The sequence below is a fragment of the Pseudomonas sp. LBUM1658 genome, from assembly GCF_059716055.1.
In genome coordinates this window covers 2413893-2431397 of record NZ_CP166798.1, presented here as the reverse complement: position 1 = coordinate 2431397, position 17505 = coordinate 2413893, and the positions used below count along the sequence as shown (strand labels likewise).

The following is a 17505-nucleotide window of genomic DNA, read 5'->3' as shown; positions in this document are numbered from 1 at the left end:
CTTGGACCTACCATAAATAGAAGAACGCAAAAATAAACACCCACACCAAGTCCACGAAGTGCCAGTAAAGCCCGGCTATCTCGACGATCTGATAGTTTCCGGAGCGCTCATAATCTCCCCGCAATACTTTCAGCGCCACAATGCTGAGGTAGATGACGCCGAGGGACACATGCAGTCCGTGGAAACCGGTAATCATGAAAAAGCTGGCACCAAATTGCGCCGCCCCCATGGGGTTCCCCCAGGGACGCACCCCTTCTGCGATGAGCTTGCTCCATTCAAATGCCTGCATGCCAACGAAGGCCGCACCCAAGGCTGCGGTCGCCAGCATCAGGGCAGTGGTTTTCGCGCGATCACGGCGATAGGCGAAATTGACTGCCATGGCCATGGTGCCGCTGCTACTGATCAGCACAAAGGTCATGATGGCAATCAGAATAAGTGGGATATCTTTACCGCCGATCGTCAATGCGAACACTTCACTGGGGTTCGGCCAGGGGGTGGTGATGGTCAGGCGTACAGACATGTAGCCGATTAAAAAACAGGTGAAAATAAAAGTATCGCTGAGCAGGAATATCCACATCATCGCCTTGCCCCAGGGGACCTGCTTGAAAGCCTCTCTATCCGAGGCCCAGTCGCTGGCGATGCCCTGCCATCCCGGTGCAGGCAGCGAGCTTGGTGGATTGGATGAACTGGACTCGCCTGGGGCTGGGGGGTGCGATGCCATGGCTTTTACCTCAGGCCGCAGAATCTGGCGATGGCTTCATAGGTTTCCGGTGTGCTGGTGAGCAGAGCGAATAGCACAAACCAAAGACCCAACAAGTAATGCCAATAGATGGCACAGAGCTCTACGCTGGCGCTGAGTTGCGGCAACGGCACACGATGCAGGAATTTAGCGACGGTTCTGCCCCAGGCTATCAGCCCGCCCAGCAGGTGGAGCCCATGCAGGCCGGTCAACAGGTAAAAGAAACTGTTGGCCGGATTGCTGGCGACAAAGTAGCCCCAGGCGACAAACTGCTGCCAGACCCAGACTTGTCCCGCCAGAAAGGCAATTGCAAATACGCCCCCCAATGCAAAACCAATGACAGTTGCGTCCAGTCGAGCCTGCCGGGCGGCCATACGCGACCATTGCAATGCGATGCAACTGAATACCAGAAAAGCCGTATTCAGCCATAGCTGCCATGGATTGGCCAACGGCGCCAAGGGCTCTGTCAGGGGTAGCCAGTCGGCCATTTGCGAGCGGGCGATAAAGGCGATCAGGAAGAGAAAAAATAACGAGCTCACCACGACCAGAAACAAGCGCAGGCCTATTCTCGCGGTCTGGCTTCTGTCGGCACCCGCGGCGGCCTGAATATCCTCAGGATCGCGATTCCAACTGCCGCCGGGGTCAGCGCCGTCGGCGTTTCTCAATAGCAGTCTGTTCATGTTTTAACGTCCGCTATTTTGGTGCCGGCACTGAGTTGCCGCAGGTGCTCCAACTCCTCGGCGGAGACCGTTTGCGGAACGAAATCCTGTTCTATCCCCGGCACACTGTAGTCATAGGCCCAGCGATGCACGACCGGCAGCTCCGCTCCCCAGTTACCGTGTATCGGCGGGGTGTTCGGCGTTTGCCATTCCAGACTGGCCGCGCCCCAGGGATTACTGCCTGCGGGCTTGCCTTTAAATACACTCCAGGCCAGGTTGAACAGGAACAGCAGTTGGGAAACGCCGACGATCAATGCGACCACCGTAATGAAGGCATTCAAATCTTGCGCCGACTGCGGGATGAACTCGAAGTTTTCATAGGCGTAGTAGCGGCGTGGCATGCCCTGGAAACCCAGGTAGTGCATGGGGAAGAAGATCGCGTAGGTGCCCAGAAAGGTAATCCAGAAATGCAGCTTGCCCAGGGTCTCGTTCGTCATGCGCCCGGTTACTTTCGGGAACCAGTGATAAATGCCGCCGAACACCACCAGGACCGGTGCGACACCCATGACCATATGAAAATGGGCTACGACAAAATAGGTGTCCGAGAGCGGAATATCCACGATCACATTGCCGAGAAACAACCCGGTCAGACCGCCGACCAGGAAGGTGACGATAAAGGCCAAGGCAAACAGCATCGGCACGGTCAGATGGATGTCGCCCTGCCACAGGGTCAGCACCCAGTTGTAGACTTTCAGGGCGGTCGGCACCGCGATGATCAAGGTGGTGATGGCGAAGAAAAAGCCAAAGTACGGGTTCATTCCGCTGACATACATATGGTGCGCCCACACCACAAAACTGAGTACGCCAATCGCAATAATGGCCCACACCATCATTCGGTAGCCGAAGATATTTTTACGCGCATGCGTGCTGATCAAGTCGGAGACCAGACCAAACGCGGGGAGAGCAACGATGTAGACTTCCGGGTGGCCGAAGAACCAGAACAGATGCTGGAATAATATCGGGCTGCCACCTTGGTGATCGAGCTGCTGGCCCAGCGAGATCATCGCCGGCATAAAGAAGCTGGTGCCCAACAGTTTGTCAAACAGCATCATGACCGCACTGACCAACAACGCCGGGAAGGCCAGCAAGGCCATGATCGAGGCCATGAAGATTCCCCATACGGAGAGCGGCATGCGAAACAATGTCATGCCGTGCGTGCGCGCCTGCAACACCGTGGTTACGTAGTTCAACCCGCCCATGGTGGTGGCGACAATAAAAATCGCCAGTGAGACGAGCATCAGTACGATGCCCCACTCGGTCCCCGGTGTCCCCTGAGTAATGGCCTGTGGCGGATAGAGCGTCCAACCCGCACCGGTGGTGCCGCCAGGGACAAAGAAACTGGAGAGCAACACCAGTACCGCCAGCAGGTAGAGCCAGTAACTGAGCATGTTGACATAGGGGAAGACCATGTCGCGGGCCCCCACCATCAACGGGATCAGATAGTTGCCGAAGCCACCCAGAAACAAGGCCGTCAGCAAATAAATGACCATGATCATGCCGTGCATGGTCATCGCCTGATAGTAGGTACTGGCGTCCATGAACTCCAAACTACCGGGGAAGCCTATCTGCATGCGCATCAAGCCGGACAGCACCACGGCTATAAGGCCCACGAATAGAGCCGTCAAGGAATATTGAACGGCTATGACCTTGTGGTCCTGACTCCAGATATATTTGGTCAGGAAACTTTTTGGCTCGTGCAGTACTTCTGTTTCGGCATGCTCCGCATAGGCCATCACGTCATCCTCCTGCTGAAGTTTCGGTGTATTTCTGGCTCCTTTACGGCTACTTCCCTGGCTCCGCCTTGCTCGCATCAGCGTCGGCATTCGCTTTGGATTTGATAAAAGCGATCAGTGCGTTCAACTCCTTATCGCTCGGAGCAAAGGCCGGCATGACGGCTGCATAGCCCTTGACGATTTTGGCACCGGGATTAAGAACCGACTCTTTTAAATAGCCCTCATCGACCTTTATCGTCGTACCGTCGGCAAGGGTTTGTGTCTCGCCATACAGGCCCTGCCAGCTGGGGCCGACGCCCTTGCTGCCATCGACACTGTGGCAGGCCAGACAGCCAAGCGACTCGGCCAGCCGCTGGCCCTGCGCCGCCAAGTCGTCACCTGGGCCCGACGCTTCGCTGGCAGGAGGTTCATCGTCTTGCCGCGCAGCACCCAGTGATTTGATCAGGGCGACGAGCGCACCCAGTTCATCTTCAGTGAGAGTATAGGCCACCATGACCGGCGGGTAACCCTGTACCAATCGGGCCTTCGGATCGCGGATCGACTCTTTCAGGTAGGCCTCATCGACCAGTACACTGGTGCCATCGGCAAGCTGTTCAGTGCGGCCGTACAGTCCCTTCCATCCCGGGCCGAGACTGGTGCTGCCATCCTGGCTATGGCAGGCACTGCAGCCGAGGTTTGCGACCAACAAGCGGCCTTTTTCCAGCACGCTGTCCCGACTGGGCTTGGCAGCTGTGGTTAATGTCTGCGCAAAAGTCGGTTGGCTGCTCAGCCATTGATCGAAGGCGTTCTGTTCTTCCACGATCATATGGCCGCGCATGTTGTAATGACCTACGCCACAATATTCAGCGCAAAGGACTTCATATTTCCCGGTTTTAGTCGGGGTAAACCAAAAGTGCGACACCATCCCTGGCACCATGTCCATCTTGCTGCGAATTTGCGGTACATAGAAATTGTGCAGCACATCTTTAGAACGCAGTAAAACTTTCACTGGCTGATCGAGCGGAAGGCGAATTTCATTGTTTTTTATAAGCACATCGTCCTGCCCGGCAGGATCCTTGGGATCAAGGCCGAGGGGATTGGCGGAATCAACAAACTTGATATCCGATCTGCCCAGCTTGCCGTCTTGGCCGGGAAAACGAAAGGCCCACTGCCACTGCTGGGCGACCACTTCAAGTTCATAAGCATTTTTCGGCACCCGGACGAAATCATTGTAAACAACCAGACCTGGCGCCAACATCGCGGCAATACCTACCGAGGTAACGATAATTAACCATAACTCCAGTTTTTTACTTTCTGGCTGGTAGTGCGCCCTGGCACCCTCCTTGTGACGATAACGAATCACGGCTACCGCCATGAATACCGTGATGGCGATGAAAAATATCCCGCTAATGATCAGGGTGATGAACAGGGTGGTGTCTATTGACCCCCAGTTGGAAGCTGCCGGGGTCGCATGCCAAGGCGCCAGGATGTGGAACAGCACTGATGCAACAACGATTAGAATCAAGATAATTGCTATTGCCATTTTCTCTTCATCCTATTCCTGTTACTCATTGGCTATCCAAAAGCATCACCACTAAGCAGCATCGTCAAATTAATATTAATCTGACGCCCAAACAGGGTAGACAAATACCCCCCACCCTGGCGACAAAGCCAGCAAGAAGTATAGTGCATGGACGAAACAAGCGCTTTTTGTGAAAAACCTGACGCCCGGATATTCCAATTCCAACATTTAGTTATTCGTTTAAAAGCTATTCGCTACATATAACTGTAGATATTCAGCATCACCTCTCCCGGGACTAAATGGGCCTGGCGACTTGTTTCCGATCAGTCAGAATGATTAGGGGAACTCTGAAAAAACTTTTCAAAGCCGGCTGCCTTCATCGCGAGCAGGCTCGCTCCCACAAGATCAAGATCAAAAGATCGCAGGTCACCGTCGAAACCAGGTTTTTGATCAACGGTCAGACGCCTGCTGAAGGCTACAAGTGGTTGAGTTACAAGGAGTTTCGGTTGAAAATCTGGGTCGATCAGGGCGCTACAAACATTTGCTTACAAAGCAGGAGCTCGTGAAAGACCGAGTTTGTAACTACAGGTGTTACGTTGCGGGGCTATTCGGGCCAAGAGATGCTCTGCTTTAATTATGCGCATCACATTACCCAGCCTTACCGCCTTCTGTGCTTACCTTGCGCTTTCTTGCCTATTTGCGGGCGCATGGTTTACCCACCCTCCTGCTACGCATTCCTCCTTTGCCCTGATGAATCCGGTAATGGCTGTGGCCGAACAAGTGGCCAAGCCCATTTATACCAGCCGTTTTGCCTCATCCGGGCTGGTGGACTTCGTGCATTCCTCGGCGGTAACAGCCTTGCCTGACGGCAGCCTGATGACGGTCTGGTTCGCCGGCTCCCGCGAAGGCGCAGCCGATGTGCAGGTGCGTTCCGCCCGTTTCGACGCGAAAACCGGCGAGTGGGGGGCTGAACAGGTATTGGCGACTCGGGATTCGACACAACGGGGCACTCAAAAATACATTCGCAAGCTGGGCAATCCGGTGGTTGCACTCGCGCCGGACAATCGCCTGTGGTTGTTCTACGTGTCCGTGTCCATGGGCGGCTGGGCCGGTAGTGCGGTCAATGTGATGGTTTCAGACGACTTTGGTGGACATTGGTCCGCTCCGCGCCAGCTGATCACTTCACCCTTTCTGAACATCAGCACCCTGGTCCGCTCGGCACCGGTGTTTCATGCCGACGGCTCCATCGGCTTACCGATCTACCACGAATTTCTGGGCAAGTTCGCCGAGTACCTCTACTTGAGCGCAGACGGTGATGTGATCGATAAATTCCGCATTAGCCGCGGCAATAATTCATTGCAGCCGACGGTAGTTCCGCTGGATGGACAGCGCGGCATCGCCTTGTTGCGCTATGCCGGCAACACCCACCACCGGGTGCTGGCGACCCGCACTGAAGATGCCGGACAAACCTGGAGTGAACCTTATCCGCTCGATCCATCGAATCCGAATTCCTCGTTGGCGGCCGTTGCGACTCCCGAACATGGGTTGCTGGTAGCGCTCAATGACCTGCAGGAGGGGCGCTTCAAGTTAAGTCTGTATGGTACCGACGCAAAAATGGACGATTGGCGCTCGTTGCGGGACCTGGACAAATCACCTGATTCACAGGGTGCTCCTTTTTCACCCGAGGCCTACAAGGAAATCATTGGCAATGAGTTTCGCGGTTCCAGTGGCGCGCTTCGCCAGCCGCTGGAGGCACAGTTCCTGAATAACCTCGACGACCGGGTATGTACTGATCAAGAGTGCAAGTTTGAATATGAATACCCGTACTTCATCCGAAGTCCCGACGGTATGTATCACTTGGTTTATTCCTGGAACAATACCTTCATCAAGCACGTCACCTTCAATGATGCGTGGCTGTCCGAGCGTCTCAAATGATTAACCTGTGGCAAGCCCATGTCAGCTTCGCAATGATCATCTTCCTGTTGCTGCCCTCTTTTGGCTTAAACAGGGCTGGGCGTATCGCGCTGTTGGTCGCATTGTTGGCAGCCAGCTTCATACCGCTGGACGGGTTGTCGTTGGCCGCTTACTTGCGCAGCCACATTGATGACCTTGCGGTCACGTCACTGGTGTTTATGGCGTGGGGCTGTTTACGTCGACTGGGTGTCTTGCCGCCTGCGCGGCAAGGTCAAACCAGCGTATTGATCCTCTTTGCCGCGATGGCCCTGGTGCTCTACCCGGCAACCCTGGGCTTGAGTTATCTGGACCCTTATCGGTTCGGCTACAGCCCGCGCCCAATGCTGATTTTCGTCGCACTGCTCACGTTAAGCCTGTTTTACCTGCGCAACGGTCTGGCAGTCGTGATGCTGGCCAGCGCGACCCTGGCCTTCGTCGCCGGGATAAAACCTTCGCAAAACTACTGGGATTACCTGGTTGATCCGCTACTGGGTCTGTATTGCTGCGCGGCACTGCTGATGCTTGCTACGCGCTGGACCTATGGTTCGCTGATCAAGCGGCGCGGCGCAGTGCGAAACGTATCCGGATCCATTTGAGATTCAACGGCATTTTTTTGACAGGGGAACATGGATGGGTTGGCTGCAATCGAGACGTTTGCATTATTGGTTAGGCGCAACAGCGATTATGTTTGCGCTGTTTGCGCTGCTGCGGGTGGTGTTCTTTTTCGGCTTTTCCGGTTTCGACGCCAGAGCCCTGATCGACGAAGATACCGTCCTGAAAACCTTGGGCATCGGCTTTCGTTTCGATCTGCGGCTGGCCATTATGATGATGCTGCCGTTGGCATTGCTGGCCTGGGTTCCTCGCTGGAATCTTGTCGGCAGCCGCCTGCTTCGCCGGATCGCCCGCGCGTATGTATTGGCATCCCTGAGCGTCCTGCTGCTGATCTACATCATCGATTTTGGCCATTACGCGTACCTGGGCGTGAGGATCAACGCCACCGTGCTGCGTTTCATCGAGGATGCGCAAATATCCCGTGATATGGTCTGGCAAACCTACCCGGTTATCTGGATTTCACTGGGTTGGCTGGCAACGGTCGCGCTGGTGACACTGGCGCTGGTGCGTCTGGAACACGTGACGCTGGACCGCCCCCGCAAGCCCATTCACCCGATCTCCGCGGCGTGGGGTGGCGCGGTGATGGTCGTGCTGGTGCTGCTGGGTGTTCTGGGCCGTGTCGAGAACATGAACCTTGAAAACCCTGTCCCGTTGCGTTGGAGCGATGCGTTCTTCTCGGGCAATGACAAGATCGCCGCGTTGGGCCTGAACCCGGTAATGTTCCTCTACGACACGGTCAAGGTCGGCCAGTCGCGCTATGACGAAGCGCAGGTGCGCGAACACTACGCGGTCATGGCCAAGTACCTGGGCGTCGACCAGCCCGATCCACAAACCCTCAATTTCGTCCGTAACCAGACGCCACAACCCTACAAGATACCGGGCTCCCGGCCACCGAACGTGATGTTCGTCATGCTTGAGTCGCTGGGTACCAGTGCCGTCGGGGCCTATGGCAACCCGATCAATCCGACGCCCAATCTCGATCGCTTGGCCACGCAGAGCTGGTTCTTCGAGCACTTCTATGTTCCGGTCACAGGGACCGCAAAAACCGTCTGGGCCAGCATTACCGGGGTCCCTGACGTTACGCGCCAGCAAACCGCGACGCGTAATCCGCTGATTACCAAGCAGCATTCACTGATCAATGCTTTCACCGATTACGAGAAGATCTACACCATCGGCGGCAACTCCGGCTGGGCCAATATGAATGCCTTGATTCGGCAAAGCATCGACGGAGTTCGTTTGTTAGAGGAGCGGGACTGGAAATCCCCTGTGGTGGATGTCTGGGGGATTTCAGATCTGGATCTGTTCAAGGAAACCGACAAGGTCCTGCAAGCACTGCCCAAGGACAAACCGTTCTTTGCGTATGTACAGACTGCCGGTAACCATCGTCCCTTCACGATTCCCAAGAGCAATGATGGATTCGAGGTCAAGCACCCTACCCTGGCCGAAGTACAGGCCGCAGGATCGCGCAGTGTCGAGCAGTACAACGCAGTGCGCTTGCTGGACTTCAACATCGGACGCTTGATGGAAATCGCCAAAGCAGGTGGCTACTACGACAACACCATTTTCGTGCTGTTTGGCGACCATAACACCCGTATCGCCCAGATCCCTTTCCTGGCACCGGCTTATGAGCAACTGGGCCTGGAAAGCAATGCGGTGCCGATGATCATCCACGCGCCTGGCTTGCTCGGGACGCGTAACGTCAAGGAAGCGGTCGGCCTGGTGGACTTGCTGCCAACCGTGGCGGGCATGGCCGGCCTTGAGTTTCGCAACAGCGGCATGGGTCGTGATATTCAGCAGCCAGCGCCCGAGGGTGAACGCGTGGTGCCGTTGGTATTACGTGAAGGCACGTTCCCGTTAATTGCCGGCGTTACTCAACACTATATGGTGCAGATGGAGCACGACGGCAGCTTGCCGAGTCTCCACGACCTGGCCTCACTGACGCCGAAGGACGACGTGGCTCAGCAAAACCCTGAAGAGTTCAAACGCCTGATGGAGCTGACCCGCGCCATGCATGAAACCTCAAGGTTGATGTTGTACCAGAACGTGCGGCAGTGACTGCGAGTGCACACTGGCACTGAGCCAAAGGCTCTGCATCAGTTATTTATACTCAAATGACAGCTTAATAATATTTTACCGATACAAGGGTGATCCCTAGTCTTGACCCCAAGAGATGGCAGGCCACAACCGACCTGAATCCAACTTCGAAGGGTAGAGAGATGACCACTGAAAAAATAAAAATAGATACGCTGATTGTGGGCGCCGGTCAGGCTGGTGTGGCCATGAGTGAGCACTTGAGCAAACTCGGTGTGCCGCACCTCGTGCTGGAGCGCAATCGTATCGCCGAACGCTGGCGCACCGGCCGCTGGGATTCGTTGGTGGCCAATGGTCCGGCCTGGCACGACCGTTTTCCCGGTCTTGAATTCGACGATCTCAGCCCCGACGGCTTTGCCCCGAAAGAGCGGGTAGCCGATTATTTCGAGGCCTATGCCAGGAAATTCAATGCCCCCATCCGCACTGGCGTGGACGTGAAGAAGGTTGAACGCAATGTCGGTCGGCCGGGCTTCACGATTGAAACTTCCGAGGGCGTGATCGAGGCCAATCGCGTGGTGGCCGCCACCGGGCCTTTCCAACGTCCGGTTATCCCGCCAATCGCGCCGAAAGATGAGCAATTCGTACAGATTCACTCGGCCGAATACCGCAATCCAGCGCAACTGCCCGAAGGCGCGGTTCTGGTAGTCGGCGCCGGGTCGTCGGGGGTGCAGATCGCCGATGAATTGCAGCGTTCCGGCAGACAGGTTTACCTCTCGGTGGGCGCACACGATCGCCCTCCTCGCGCCTATCGCAACCGTGATTTTTGCTGGTGGCTGGGGGTGCTCGGCGAATGGGATCAGGCGGCCATGAAGCCCGGCCGGGAACACGTGACCATCGCCGTCAGCGGTGCCCATGGCGGCCGCACGGTGGACTTCCGCGGGCTTGCCCATCGCGGGATGACGCTGGTGGGTCTGACGCAATCGTTCAATGGCGCCGTGGCGACCTTCCAGCCGAATCTTGCCGACAACCTGGCACGCGGCGATGAGAACTATCTGGCGCTGCTCAATGCCGCCGACGCCTACATCGAGCGCAATGGTCTGGACCTGCCGGAAGAACCTGAAGCGCGCATTACCTTCCCGGATCCCGAGTGCGTGACCAATCCCATTCTGCAGTTCGATCTGGCCAAGGCCGGCGTGACTTCGATCATCTGGGCCACCGGTTTTGCCACGGATTACAGCTGGCTGAAGGTCGACGCCTTCGACGACAAGGGTAAGCCGCAGCATCAGCGCGGCGTGTCGAGCGAGCCTGGCGTGTATTTCCTGGGCCTGCCGTGGCAGTCGCGTCGCGGTTCGTCGTTCATCTGGGGCGTTTGGCACGACGCCAAGTATGTGGCTGACCACATCGCCATCCAGCGTTCGTACCTCGACTACCGGGATGCCCTGCAGCGCGAGGCTGACACCGTCCCGGTCGCCCGTAAAACCACTGTCAGCGCTTGATATCCGCGCCGGCGCCTAAGCAGCGCCGGGCCGAACTTTCTTTAGGAGCTTCAAATGTCCACGCCAACCCATACCCGTATTCGCATGTTCAACACCAAGGAAACCTACCCGAACCAGAGCCTGGACAACGACCTGTGCCAAGCCGTCCGGGCCGGCAACACCGTTTATGTTCGCGGCCAGGTCGGCACCGATTTCGAAGGCAACCTGGTGGGCCTGGGCGACCCGCGTGCGCAAACCGAGCAAGCCATGCGCAACGTCAAACAGTTGCTGGAAGAGGCCGGTAGCGACCTCAGCCATATCGTGAAAACCACCACCTACCTGATCGATCCGCGTTACCGCGAGCCGGTTTATCAGGAAGTTGGCAAGTGGCTTAAAGGGGTGTTTCCGATCTCGACCGGGCTGGTGGTTTCGGCATTGGGTCAGCCGCAGTGGTTGATGGAGATTGATGTGATTGCGGTGATTCCTGAGTAAGGAAGCAGACCGAGTCGCGATGGCGCCCGCACAGACGCCCCTTTCGCCAAGGCTAACCAAGGAGCCAACATATGACCTTCTCCATCACCGCACGTTGCCCCGAAACCGGTCAGCTCGGCATCGCGATCAGTTCCTCAAGCATCGCCGTCGGCGCCCGCTGCCCCTGGCTGCTTCCCGGTGTCGGTGCCGTCTCGACGCAAAACATCACCCTACCCTCCCTCGGCCCGGAAACCCTCGCGCTCATGGAACAAGGCCTCGCGCCGGCCGAGGCCCTGGACAAGGTCCTGACCCGCAACGGCTACAGCCAATATCGACAAATCACCGCGATCGACCACCTCGGCCGCACCGCGCACTTCAGCGGCTCGGAAACCCTGGGCAACCACAATGCCGTGTCGGGTGAACAATGCGTGGCCGCCGGCAACATGCTGGCGGATCGTTCGGTGATCGAGGCCATGGTCAGGGCGTTCGAGAACGGCGAGGGACAACTGACCGATCGCTTGCTCACGGCGATGAAAGCAGCTGTGGTGGCGGGAGGCGAAGCCGGGCCGGTGCATTCGGCGGCGGTGGTGGTGGTCGGCGAGCTGACCTGGCCGATCATCAACCTGCGGGTCGATTGGGCTGATGAGGATCCGATTGGCCGGTTGGAGCAGTTGTGGGACGCCTATCGCCCGCAGGTTCAGGACTACATCGACCGTGCCCTGGCCCCCGACAAATCTCCTGGCTACGGCGTCGCCGGAGACGACCGATGAGCAACAGCCTCGATTTGCTGAAAGCCTTGGTGGCGTTCGACACCACGAGCCGCGAATCCAACCTGCAGCTCATCGAGTTTGTCCGCGACTACCTCGCCAGTTTTGATGTGCCTTGCGAGCTGGTCTACAACGAGCAGCGCAGCAAGGCCAATCTGTTCGCGACCATCGGCCCGGCGGATCGGCCGGGCATCGTGCTGTCGGGCCACACCGATGTGGTGCCCGTCGACGGTCAGCCGTGGACCGTTGCGCCGTTCGAACTCACTGAGCGCAACGGCAAACTGTACGGTCGCGGCACGGCGGATATGAAAGGCTACATCGCCTGCGTCCTCGCCCTGGTTCCGTCGCTGGTGAAGGCAACGCTGAGGCTGCCGGTGCATATCGCGCTTTCGTACGATGAGGAAGTCGGCTGCCTTGGCGTGCGTTCGTTGCTCAAAGCGCTGGAGCAGCGCCCGGTCAAACCGATGCTCTGCATCATTGGCGAGCCGACCGAGCTCAAACCGGTACTTGGCCATAAAGGCAAACTGGCGATGCGCTGCGATATTCACGGTGAGGCCTGCCATTCCGCGTACGCCCCGCTCGGGGTCAACGCCATTGAATACGCCGCCGAACTGATTGGTGAACTGGGGCGAATTGGCCAGAGGTTGAAAGCGCCAGAGCATCACGACGCCCGTTTCGACCCGCCATTCAGCACGGTGCAAACCGGGGTCATCTCCGGTGGCAAGGCCTTGAACATCGTTCCTGCGGATTGCCGCTTCGACTTTGAAATCCGCGCCCTGCCCTCACACGACCCAAGCGTGGTTGCGCAAGAACTGAAAACCTACGCTGAGCAGCAGGTGCTACCCCGCATGCGCGCCGTGAGTGATCAGAGTGAGATCCGCTTCAGTGAATTGTCGGCCTATCCCGGTTTGGCAACCGATGCGCACAGCGAAGCCGCTGAGCTGATCGCCGCGTTTTCGAGTTCCCGGGAGTTTGGTACGGTGGCGTTCGGAACCGAGGGTGGGCTGTTTGACGCCGCAGGTATTCCCACGGTGGTATGCGGCCCCGGCAGCATGGATCAGGGCCACAAACCGGACGAGTTTGTCAGCCTGGAACAATTGAACGGCTGCGATGAAATGCTGCAACGGATGCTACTGTCGATTAGCAGCTGATGATTGGCCCGACGCTCAGGTATACAGTCGGGCCAGTTCTTCACGGCAATGATCCACGAACAGCTGCACCGGTTTGGTCAGTTGCGCCCTTCTCAGCCACGCCGCGGATAACCCGGAGCCGGTTACGGTTTCGGCCAGCGGTACACACACGACTTTCTGCCCGTCATAGGTGTATTCAGAAAACGGCTTGGTCACCAGGATCGAAAATCCAAAACCCCGCCCGACCATTCCCCGCACCATCTCGATCGAAGGCGAGCTGAACACAATGTGCGGCCTCAGCCCGCGCTCTTCAAAAATGCTCACGAAGTAGGTGCGACTCGGCACCACATCCAACAAAATCATCGGCTCCAGTACCAGATCATCCAGCGACACTTTCGCCTGCTGCGCAAAGCGATGGTCCGCAGGCAGCAAGGCATACGGCTGCTGCGGCGGCATCAGCGGAACCGTCTCAATCGTGCTGTCCAGGTCATGCTCGAACAGCATCGCCAGATCAATGCTACCGGCGGTCAGTGCCTGCACCAACTCCTGCTGCTCGCCATCGCGAATCCGGATCTCAACACCCGGCCAACGCTCTTTGAAACCGGCGATCAACCGCGGCAGGTACAACGGCGCCACGGTTTCAAAGCAGCCAATATCGATCTGCCCCGCCACCACATCGTTGTCCGCCAGCGCGTTCTGCTCAAACTCGTGAGCGACTCGCAGCAGCTCCAGTGCCTTTCGGTAAAACCGCGAACCGCTCGGTGTCAGCGAAACACCCTGGGCGTGATGCCGGATAAACAGCTGCACACCAAAGCTTTCTTCAAGGTGTTTGATCGCGGACGACACCGACGGCTGGGCGATATAGAGCTTGCGCGAGGCTTCCGCGACGCTGCCGCACTCGGCGGTGGTGACGAAATACCTGAGCTGTCGCAGGTTGTAAGCGGCCATGGGGACCTCCAGAAACAGAACATCAAGATCAAGGACGAATAGTCATGGCCATACACCGTCACCTACAGAGGACCAGAGGCGACCCGCGATCAACCCTGAACATACCGGACGCGCAAAAACCCCGGGCATATATTTTTTAAGGTTTGAAGCAACAAACTTACTAATTTATCTATCCCGACGCATTGCACATCATCGCTCCAACAAGAAAAGCGTCGTTCGCGTGGCGCTCACCGAAGTACGTCCACGTACTCATCCTTGCCTTGGAGTTCGCCATGGTCACCACAGCAACAACCTCCGCTCCGCTTATCGAAAAACACACGATTGGCTACGTGCCCCCCGAAGATCGCCACGGAAAGGTCAGGGACCTGTTCACCCTCTGGTTCGGCGGCAACATCGCGCCATTGCCCATCGTCACCGGCGCCCTGGGCGTGCAACTGTTTCAGCTGAACCTGGTATGGGGCATCGTCGCCATTCTGGTCGGGCACCTGGTCGGCGGCGTGCTGATGGCCTTGCACTCGGCCCAAGGCCCGCAGATGGGCATTCCGCAAATGATCCAGAGCCGCGCCCAGTTCGGTTCGCTCGGCGCACTGCTGGTGGTGCTGATCGCCGGCATCATGTACATCGGCTTCTTCGCCTCCAACATCGTCCTCGCCGGCAAGTCCCTGCACGGCGTGGTCGACAGCGTGCCGGTGCCGGTGGGCATCGTCATCGGCGCCCTCGGTTCGGGCATCATCGGCATCATCGGCTACCGCTTCATCCACGTGCTCAACCGCATCGGCACCTGGGTGCTGGGCATCGGCATCGTGCTGGGCTTCGGCTACATCCTCACCCACGTCCAGACCGCCGATTTCCTCACCCGCGGCAGCTTCAACATCTCCGGCTGGCTGGCCACCGTTTCCTTGGCGGCACTCTGGCAGATCGCCTTCGCACCCTACGTGTCCGACTACTCGCGTTACCTGCCAGAGGATGTGCCAGTCGCCGCAACGTTCTGGACCACCTACCTCGGCTCGGCGCTCGGCTCCAGCCTGTCGTTCATCTTCGGCGCCGTCGCGGTATTGGCAACACCCGTGGGCATGGACACCATGGACGCGGTAAAACTCGCCACCGGCTCCATCGGCCCATTGATGCTCGTGCTGTTCCTGCTCAGCGTCATCAGCCACAACGCCCTCAACCTGTACGGCGCCGTGCTGTCACTTATCACCCTGGTGCAGACCTTCGCCCATCGCTGGATCCCCACCGCCAAAAGCCGCGCGATACTCTCGGTCATCGTCCTCGCCGCTTGCTGCTTCGCTGCCGTCGGCGCCTCCGCCGACTTCATCGGCCACTTCGTCGACATGGTGCTGGTGTTACTGGTGGTACTGGTGCCGTGGACCGCGATCAACCTGATCGACTTCTACGCCATTCACAAAGGTCAGTACGACATCGACTCGATCTTCCAGGTCGATGGCGGGATCTATGGACGGTACAACCCGCAGGCGCTGTTGGCTTATGCGATCGGGATTGCGGTGCAGATTCCGTTCATGAACACGCCGCTGTATGTCGGGCCGATTTCCGAGCATATCAATGGAGCTGATTTGTCCTGGGTGGTGGGGTTGCTGGTGACTTCGCCGTTGTATTTCTGGTTGGCCAGCCGCGACAGCGCCTACAAGCGCCGGTTGACGACCGGGAAATTGGCCAACAGCATGAGTTGAAGCGCAATCCCTGCGGGGACGGGCTTGCTCGCGAAGAGGCCCTGACATTCAACATCAATGTTGATTGTCGCGCAAAGGACAAAGCCCCGATGATTCGGGGCTTTGTCGTTTCTGAGCAACCATTCCCAATCGGCGTAGGAGCTGCCGCAGGCTGCGATCTTTTGATCTTCAGCTCCTAAAATCTTGTAGGAAACCACCCACCGTGGCGAGGGAGCTTGCTCCCGCTGCACTGCGAATATTCAGGCATTCAGACGCGAGTGCGCTTGTTCACCTGCTAATTGTCGGAGCAGATTTCATTTCTTGTTCTCCGCAGCAAGGCGCATGGCCTGCAATTTGCGGAAATTCGGTCCCCACCGACCATCCATCTCGATACTGCTATCGGGATACGTGATGGTGGTGTAGCTGCCCTCTTTCTTCACTTTGGGCCCGGATGAATAGACCGCGAAGTCTAAATGCAGAACAGGTTCGAAATACACCTGCCGAGCCTGCAATGTAGTGGTCTAATGAAACCGGACACCCATTTAGGCGAGAATGCTCGCCAGATCGAGGTGTCAGATGACCAAACAACGCCGTTCCTTTTCTGCTGAATTCAAACGCGAGGCTGCCGACCTTGTGCTCAAGCAAGACTACAGCTACATCGAAGCCAGCCGTTCACTCGGCGTCGGCGAGTCGGCACTACGCCGCTGGGTCAGTCAGGTTCAGCAGGAGCGCAAAGGCGTTACCCCGCAGAGCAAAGCGCTGACACCGGAACAGCAGAAAATCCCGGAGCTGGAAGCCCGGATCGCCCGCCTTGAACGGGAAAAATCGATATTAAAAAAGGCTACCGCGCTCTTGATGTCGGAAGATCACGAGCGTACGCGCTGATCAATCAGCTGAGCGTCCATGAGCCGGTTGATTGGCTGTGCAAAGTGTTTGAAATCAACCGCTCAAGCTACTACGCCTACCGCCTCAAGCGCCGAACGCCTGATGTCGAACGGCTTCGGTTGCGCAGCCGGGTGAGCGAGTTGTTTTCACAAAGTCGCAGTGCTGCCGGCAGCCGTAGCCTTCTCTCGTTGATGCGTGACGATGGTGAGCAACTCGGTCGGTTCAAAGTGCGCAGCTTGATGCGTGAGCTTGACCTCGTCAGCAAACAGCCAGGTTCTCATGCCTATAAACGAGCAATGGTTGAACGGTTGGATATCCCGAACATCTTGAATCGGGAGTTCGATGTCCCGGCACCCAACCAGGTGTGGTGCGGCGACATCACCTACATTTGGGCCCAGGGGAAATGGCACTATCTGGCGGTCGTGCTGGATCTTTGCGCGCGCCGGGTGGTGGGCTGGGCATTGTCGGAAAAGCCGGACGCCGAGTTGGTTATCAAGGCACTGGATATGGCCTACGAGCAACGTGGAAGGCCTCAGGGCCTGCTGTTTCACTCGGATCAAGGGTCGCAGTATGCGAGTCGTTTATTTCGCCAGCGGCTGTGGCGTTATCGAATGCGCCAGAGCATGAGTCGCCGGGGAAATTGCTGGGACAACGCGCCGATGGAGCGGGTGTTCCGCAGCTTGAAAACCGAATGGATACCGACTCTGGGTTACAGAACTGCTCAAGAGGCCCAGCGCGATATCAGCCATTTCTTGATGCATCGGTACAACTGGATTCGACCCCATCAATTCAACGGTGGGCTGGCGCCAGCTCGGGCCGAAGAAAAACTTAACGTCGTGTCCGGGATTAGTTGACCACTACATAAGGATCC

General features: G+C 57.4%; 15 protein-coding genes. 9 read left to right on the top strand and 6 right to left on the bottom strand.

Annotated features, from left to right (window positions below):
- Positions 1-7 precede the first annotated feature (7 nt).
- From ACA064_RS11130 to ACA064_RS11115, 4 genes are read right to left on the bottom strand one after another with little or no spacing between them, the layout of a single operon-like run.
- Positions 8-721: a heme-copper oxidase subunit III family protein gene (locus ACA064_RS11130; RefSeq protein WP_497673396.1), complete on the bottom strand. Its 714-nt coding sequence runs from the start codon at positions 719-721 to the stop codon at positions 8-10.
- A 5-nt stretch (positions 722-726) separates the two neighbouring features.
- Entirely contained in the window at positions 727-1419 is a 693-nt protein-coding gene (locus tag ACA064_RS11125) for a cytochrome c oxidase subunit 3 (protein WP_497673395.1), read from the bottom strand.
- Positions 1416-3191 (bottom strand): cytochrome c oxidase subunit I, encoded by a 1776-nt coding sequence (gene ctaD / locus ACA064_RS11120; RefSeq protein WP_497674220.1) that lies wholly within the window; start codon positions 3189-3191, stop codon positions 1416-1418. Before ctaD ends, ACA064_RS11125 begins: the two co-directional genes overlap by 4 nt.
- A gap of 49 nt (positions 3192-3240) precedes the next feature.
- Positions 3241-4713, bottom strand: a complete 1473-nt coding sequence (locus ACA064_RS11115; RefSeq protein ID WP_497673394.1) for a c-type cytochrome — start codon at positions 4711-4713, stop codon at positions 3241-3243.
- A 615-nt stretch (positions 4714-5328) separates the two neighbouring features.
- Here ACA064_RS11115 and ACA064_RS11110 point away from each other — a divergent pair.
- The 7 genes from ACA064_RS11110 (at position 5329) to argE (ending at position 13152) form a co-directional block, all read left to right on the top strand.
- On the top strand, positions 5329-6627 hold the full coding sequence (locus tag ACA064_RS11110) for a sialidase family protein (protein ID WP_497673393.1): 1299 nt from the start codon (positions 5329-5331) through the stop codon (positions 6625-6627).
- Entirely contained in the window at positions 6624-7241 is a 618-nt protein-coding gene (locus ACA064_RS11105; RefSeq protein WP_497673392.1) for a hypothetical protein, read from the top strand. The genes ACA064_RS11110 and ACA064_RS11105 overlap by 4 nt, the downstream gene beginning before the upstream one ends.
- A gap of 34 nt (positions 7242-7275) precedes the next feature.
- A complete protein-coding gene (locus ACA064_RS11100; RefSeq protein WP_497673391.1) occupies positions 7276-9312 on the top strand; it encodes an LTA synthase family protein in 2037 nt (678 codons plus the stop codon).
- A 161-nt stretch (positions 9313-9473) separates the two neighbouring features.
- A complete protein-coding gene (locus tag ACA064_RS11095; protein ID WP_497673390.1) occupies positions 9474-10784 on the top strand; it encodes a flavin-containing monooxygenase in 1311 nt (436 codons plus the stop codon).
- Between the two features lie 54 nt (positions 10785-10838).
- Positions 10839-11255: a RidA family protein gene (locus ACA064_RS11090; RefSeq protein WP_008027166.1), complete on the top strand. Its 417-nt coding sequence runs from the start codon at positions 10839-10841 to the stop codon at positions 11253-11255.
- Positions 11256-11326: 71 nt separating this feature from the next.
- Complete coding sequence (locus ACA064_RS11085; protein ID WP_497673389.1) at positions 11327-12004, top strand: DUF1028 domain-containing protein; 678 nt, start codon at positions 11327-11329, stop codon at positions 12002-12004.
- Positions 12001-13152 carry an acetylornithine deacetylase gene (argE, locus tag ACA064_RS11080; protein WP_497673388.1) on the top strand — a complete coding sequence of 384 codons (1152 nt, stop codon included), beginning with the start codon at positions 12001-12003 and terminating at the stop codon, positions 13150-13152. The genes ACA064_RS11085 and argE overlap by 4 nt, the downstream gene beginning before the upstream one ends.
- A gap of 15 nt (positions 13153-13167) precedes the next feature.
- Here the strand turns inward: argE and ACA064_RS11075 are convergent, their stop codons facing one another.
- Positions 13168-14079, bottom strand: a complete 912-nt coding sequence (locus ACA064_RS11075) for a LysR family transcriptional regulator (protein WP_497673387.1) — start codon at positions 14077-14079, stop codon at positions 13168-13170.
- Between the two features lie 272 nt (positions 14080-14351).
- On the opposite strand from ACA064_RS11075, the gene ACA064_RS11070 reads away from it, so the two are divergent.
- Positions 14352-15770, top strand: a complete 1419-nt coding sequence (locus ACA064_RS11070) for a purine-cytosine permease family protein (protein ID WP_497673386.1) — start codon at positions 14352-14354, stop codon at positions 15768-15770.
- Between the two features lie 293 nt (positions 15771-16063).
- Here the strand turns inward: ACA064_RS11070 and ACA064_RS11065 are convergent, their stop codons facing one another.
- Complete coding sequence (locus ACA064_RS11065; protein ID WP_497673385.1) at positions 16064-16246, bottom strand: hypothetical protein; 183 nt, start codon at positions 16244-16246, stop codon at positions 16064-16066.
- Between the two features lie 79 nt (positions 16247-16325).
- Between ACA064_RS11065 and ACA064_RS11060 the strand changes: the two genes are divergently transcribed.
- A protein-coding gene (locus ACA064_RS11060) for an IS3 family transposase (RefSeq protein ID WP_497673384.1) occupies positions 16326-17488 on the top strand; the annotation gives its coding sequence in 2 pieces (ribosomal slippage) (positions 16326-16581 and positions 16581-17488; 1164 coding nt in all).
- Positions 17489-17505: the final 17 nt, after the last annotated feature.

Bases quoted from the DNA above. Each gene is read 5' to 3' on its own strand.
- ACA064_RS11130 (WP_497673396.1), bottom strand. From the start codon at position 721: ATGGCATCGCACCCCCCAGCCCCAGGCGAGTCCAGTTCATCCAATCCA.
- ACA064_RS11125 (WP_497673395.1), bottom strand. From the start codon at position 1,419: ATGAACAGACTGCTATTGAGAAACGCCGACGGCGCTGACCCCGGCGGC.
- ctaD (WP_497674220.1), bottom strand. From the start codon at position 3,191: ATGGCCTATGCGGAGCATGCCGAAACAGAAGTACTGCACGAGCCAAAA.
- ACA064_RS11115 (WP_497673394.1), bottom strand. From the start codon at position 4,713: ATGGCAATAGCAATTATCTTGATTCTAATCGTTGTTGCATCAGTGCTG.
- ACA064_RS11110 (WP_497673393.1), top strand. From the start codon at position 5,329: ATGCGCATCACATTACCCAGCCTTACCGCCTTCTGTGCTTACCTTGCG.
- ACA064_RS11105 (WP_497673392.1), top strand. From the start codon at position 6,624: ATGATTAACCTGTGGCAAGCCCATGTCAGCTTCGCAATGATCATCTTC.
- ACA064_RS11100 (WP_497673391.1), top strand. From the start codon at position 7,276: ATGGGTTGGCTGCAATCGAGACGTTTGCATTATTGGTTAGGCGCAACA.
- ACA064_RS11095 (WP_497673390.1), top strand. From the start codon at position 9,474: ATGACCACTGAAAAAATAAAAATAGATACGCTGATTGTGGGCGCCGGT.
- ACA064_RS11090 (WP_008027166.1), top strand. From the start codon at position 10,839: ATGTCCACGCCAACCCATACCCGTATTCGCATGTTCAACACCAAGGAA.
- ACA064_RS11085 (WP_497673389.1), top strand. From the start codon at position 11,327: ATGACCTTCTCCATCACCGCACGTTGCCCCGAAACCGGTCAGCTCGGC.
- argE (WP_497673388.1), top strand. From the start codon at position 12,001: ATGAGCAACAGCCTCGATTTGCTGAAAGCCTTGGTGGCGTTCGACACC.
- ACA064_RS11075 (WP_497673387.1), bottom strand. From the start codon at position 14,079: ATGGCCGCTTACAACCTGCGACAGCTCAGGTATTTCGTCACCACCGCC.
- ACA064_RS11070 (WP_497673386.1), top strand. From the start codon at position 14,352: ATGGTCACCACAGCAACAACCTCCGCTCCGCTTATCGAAAAACACACG.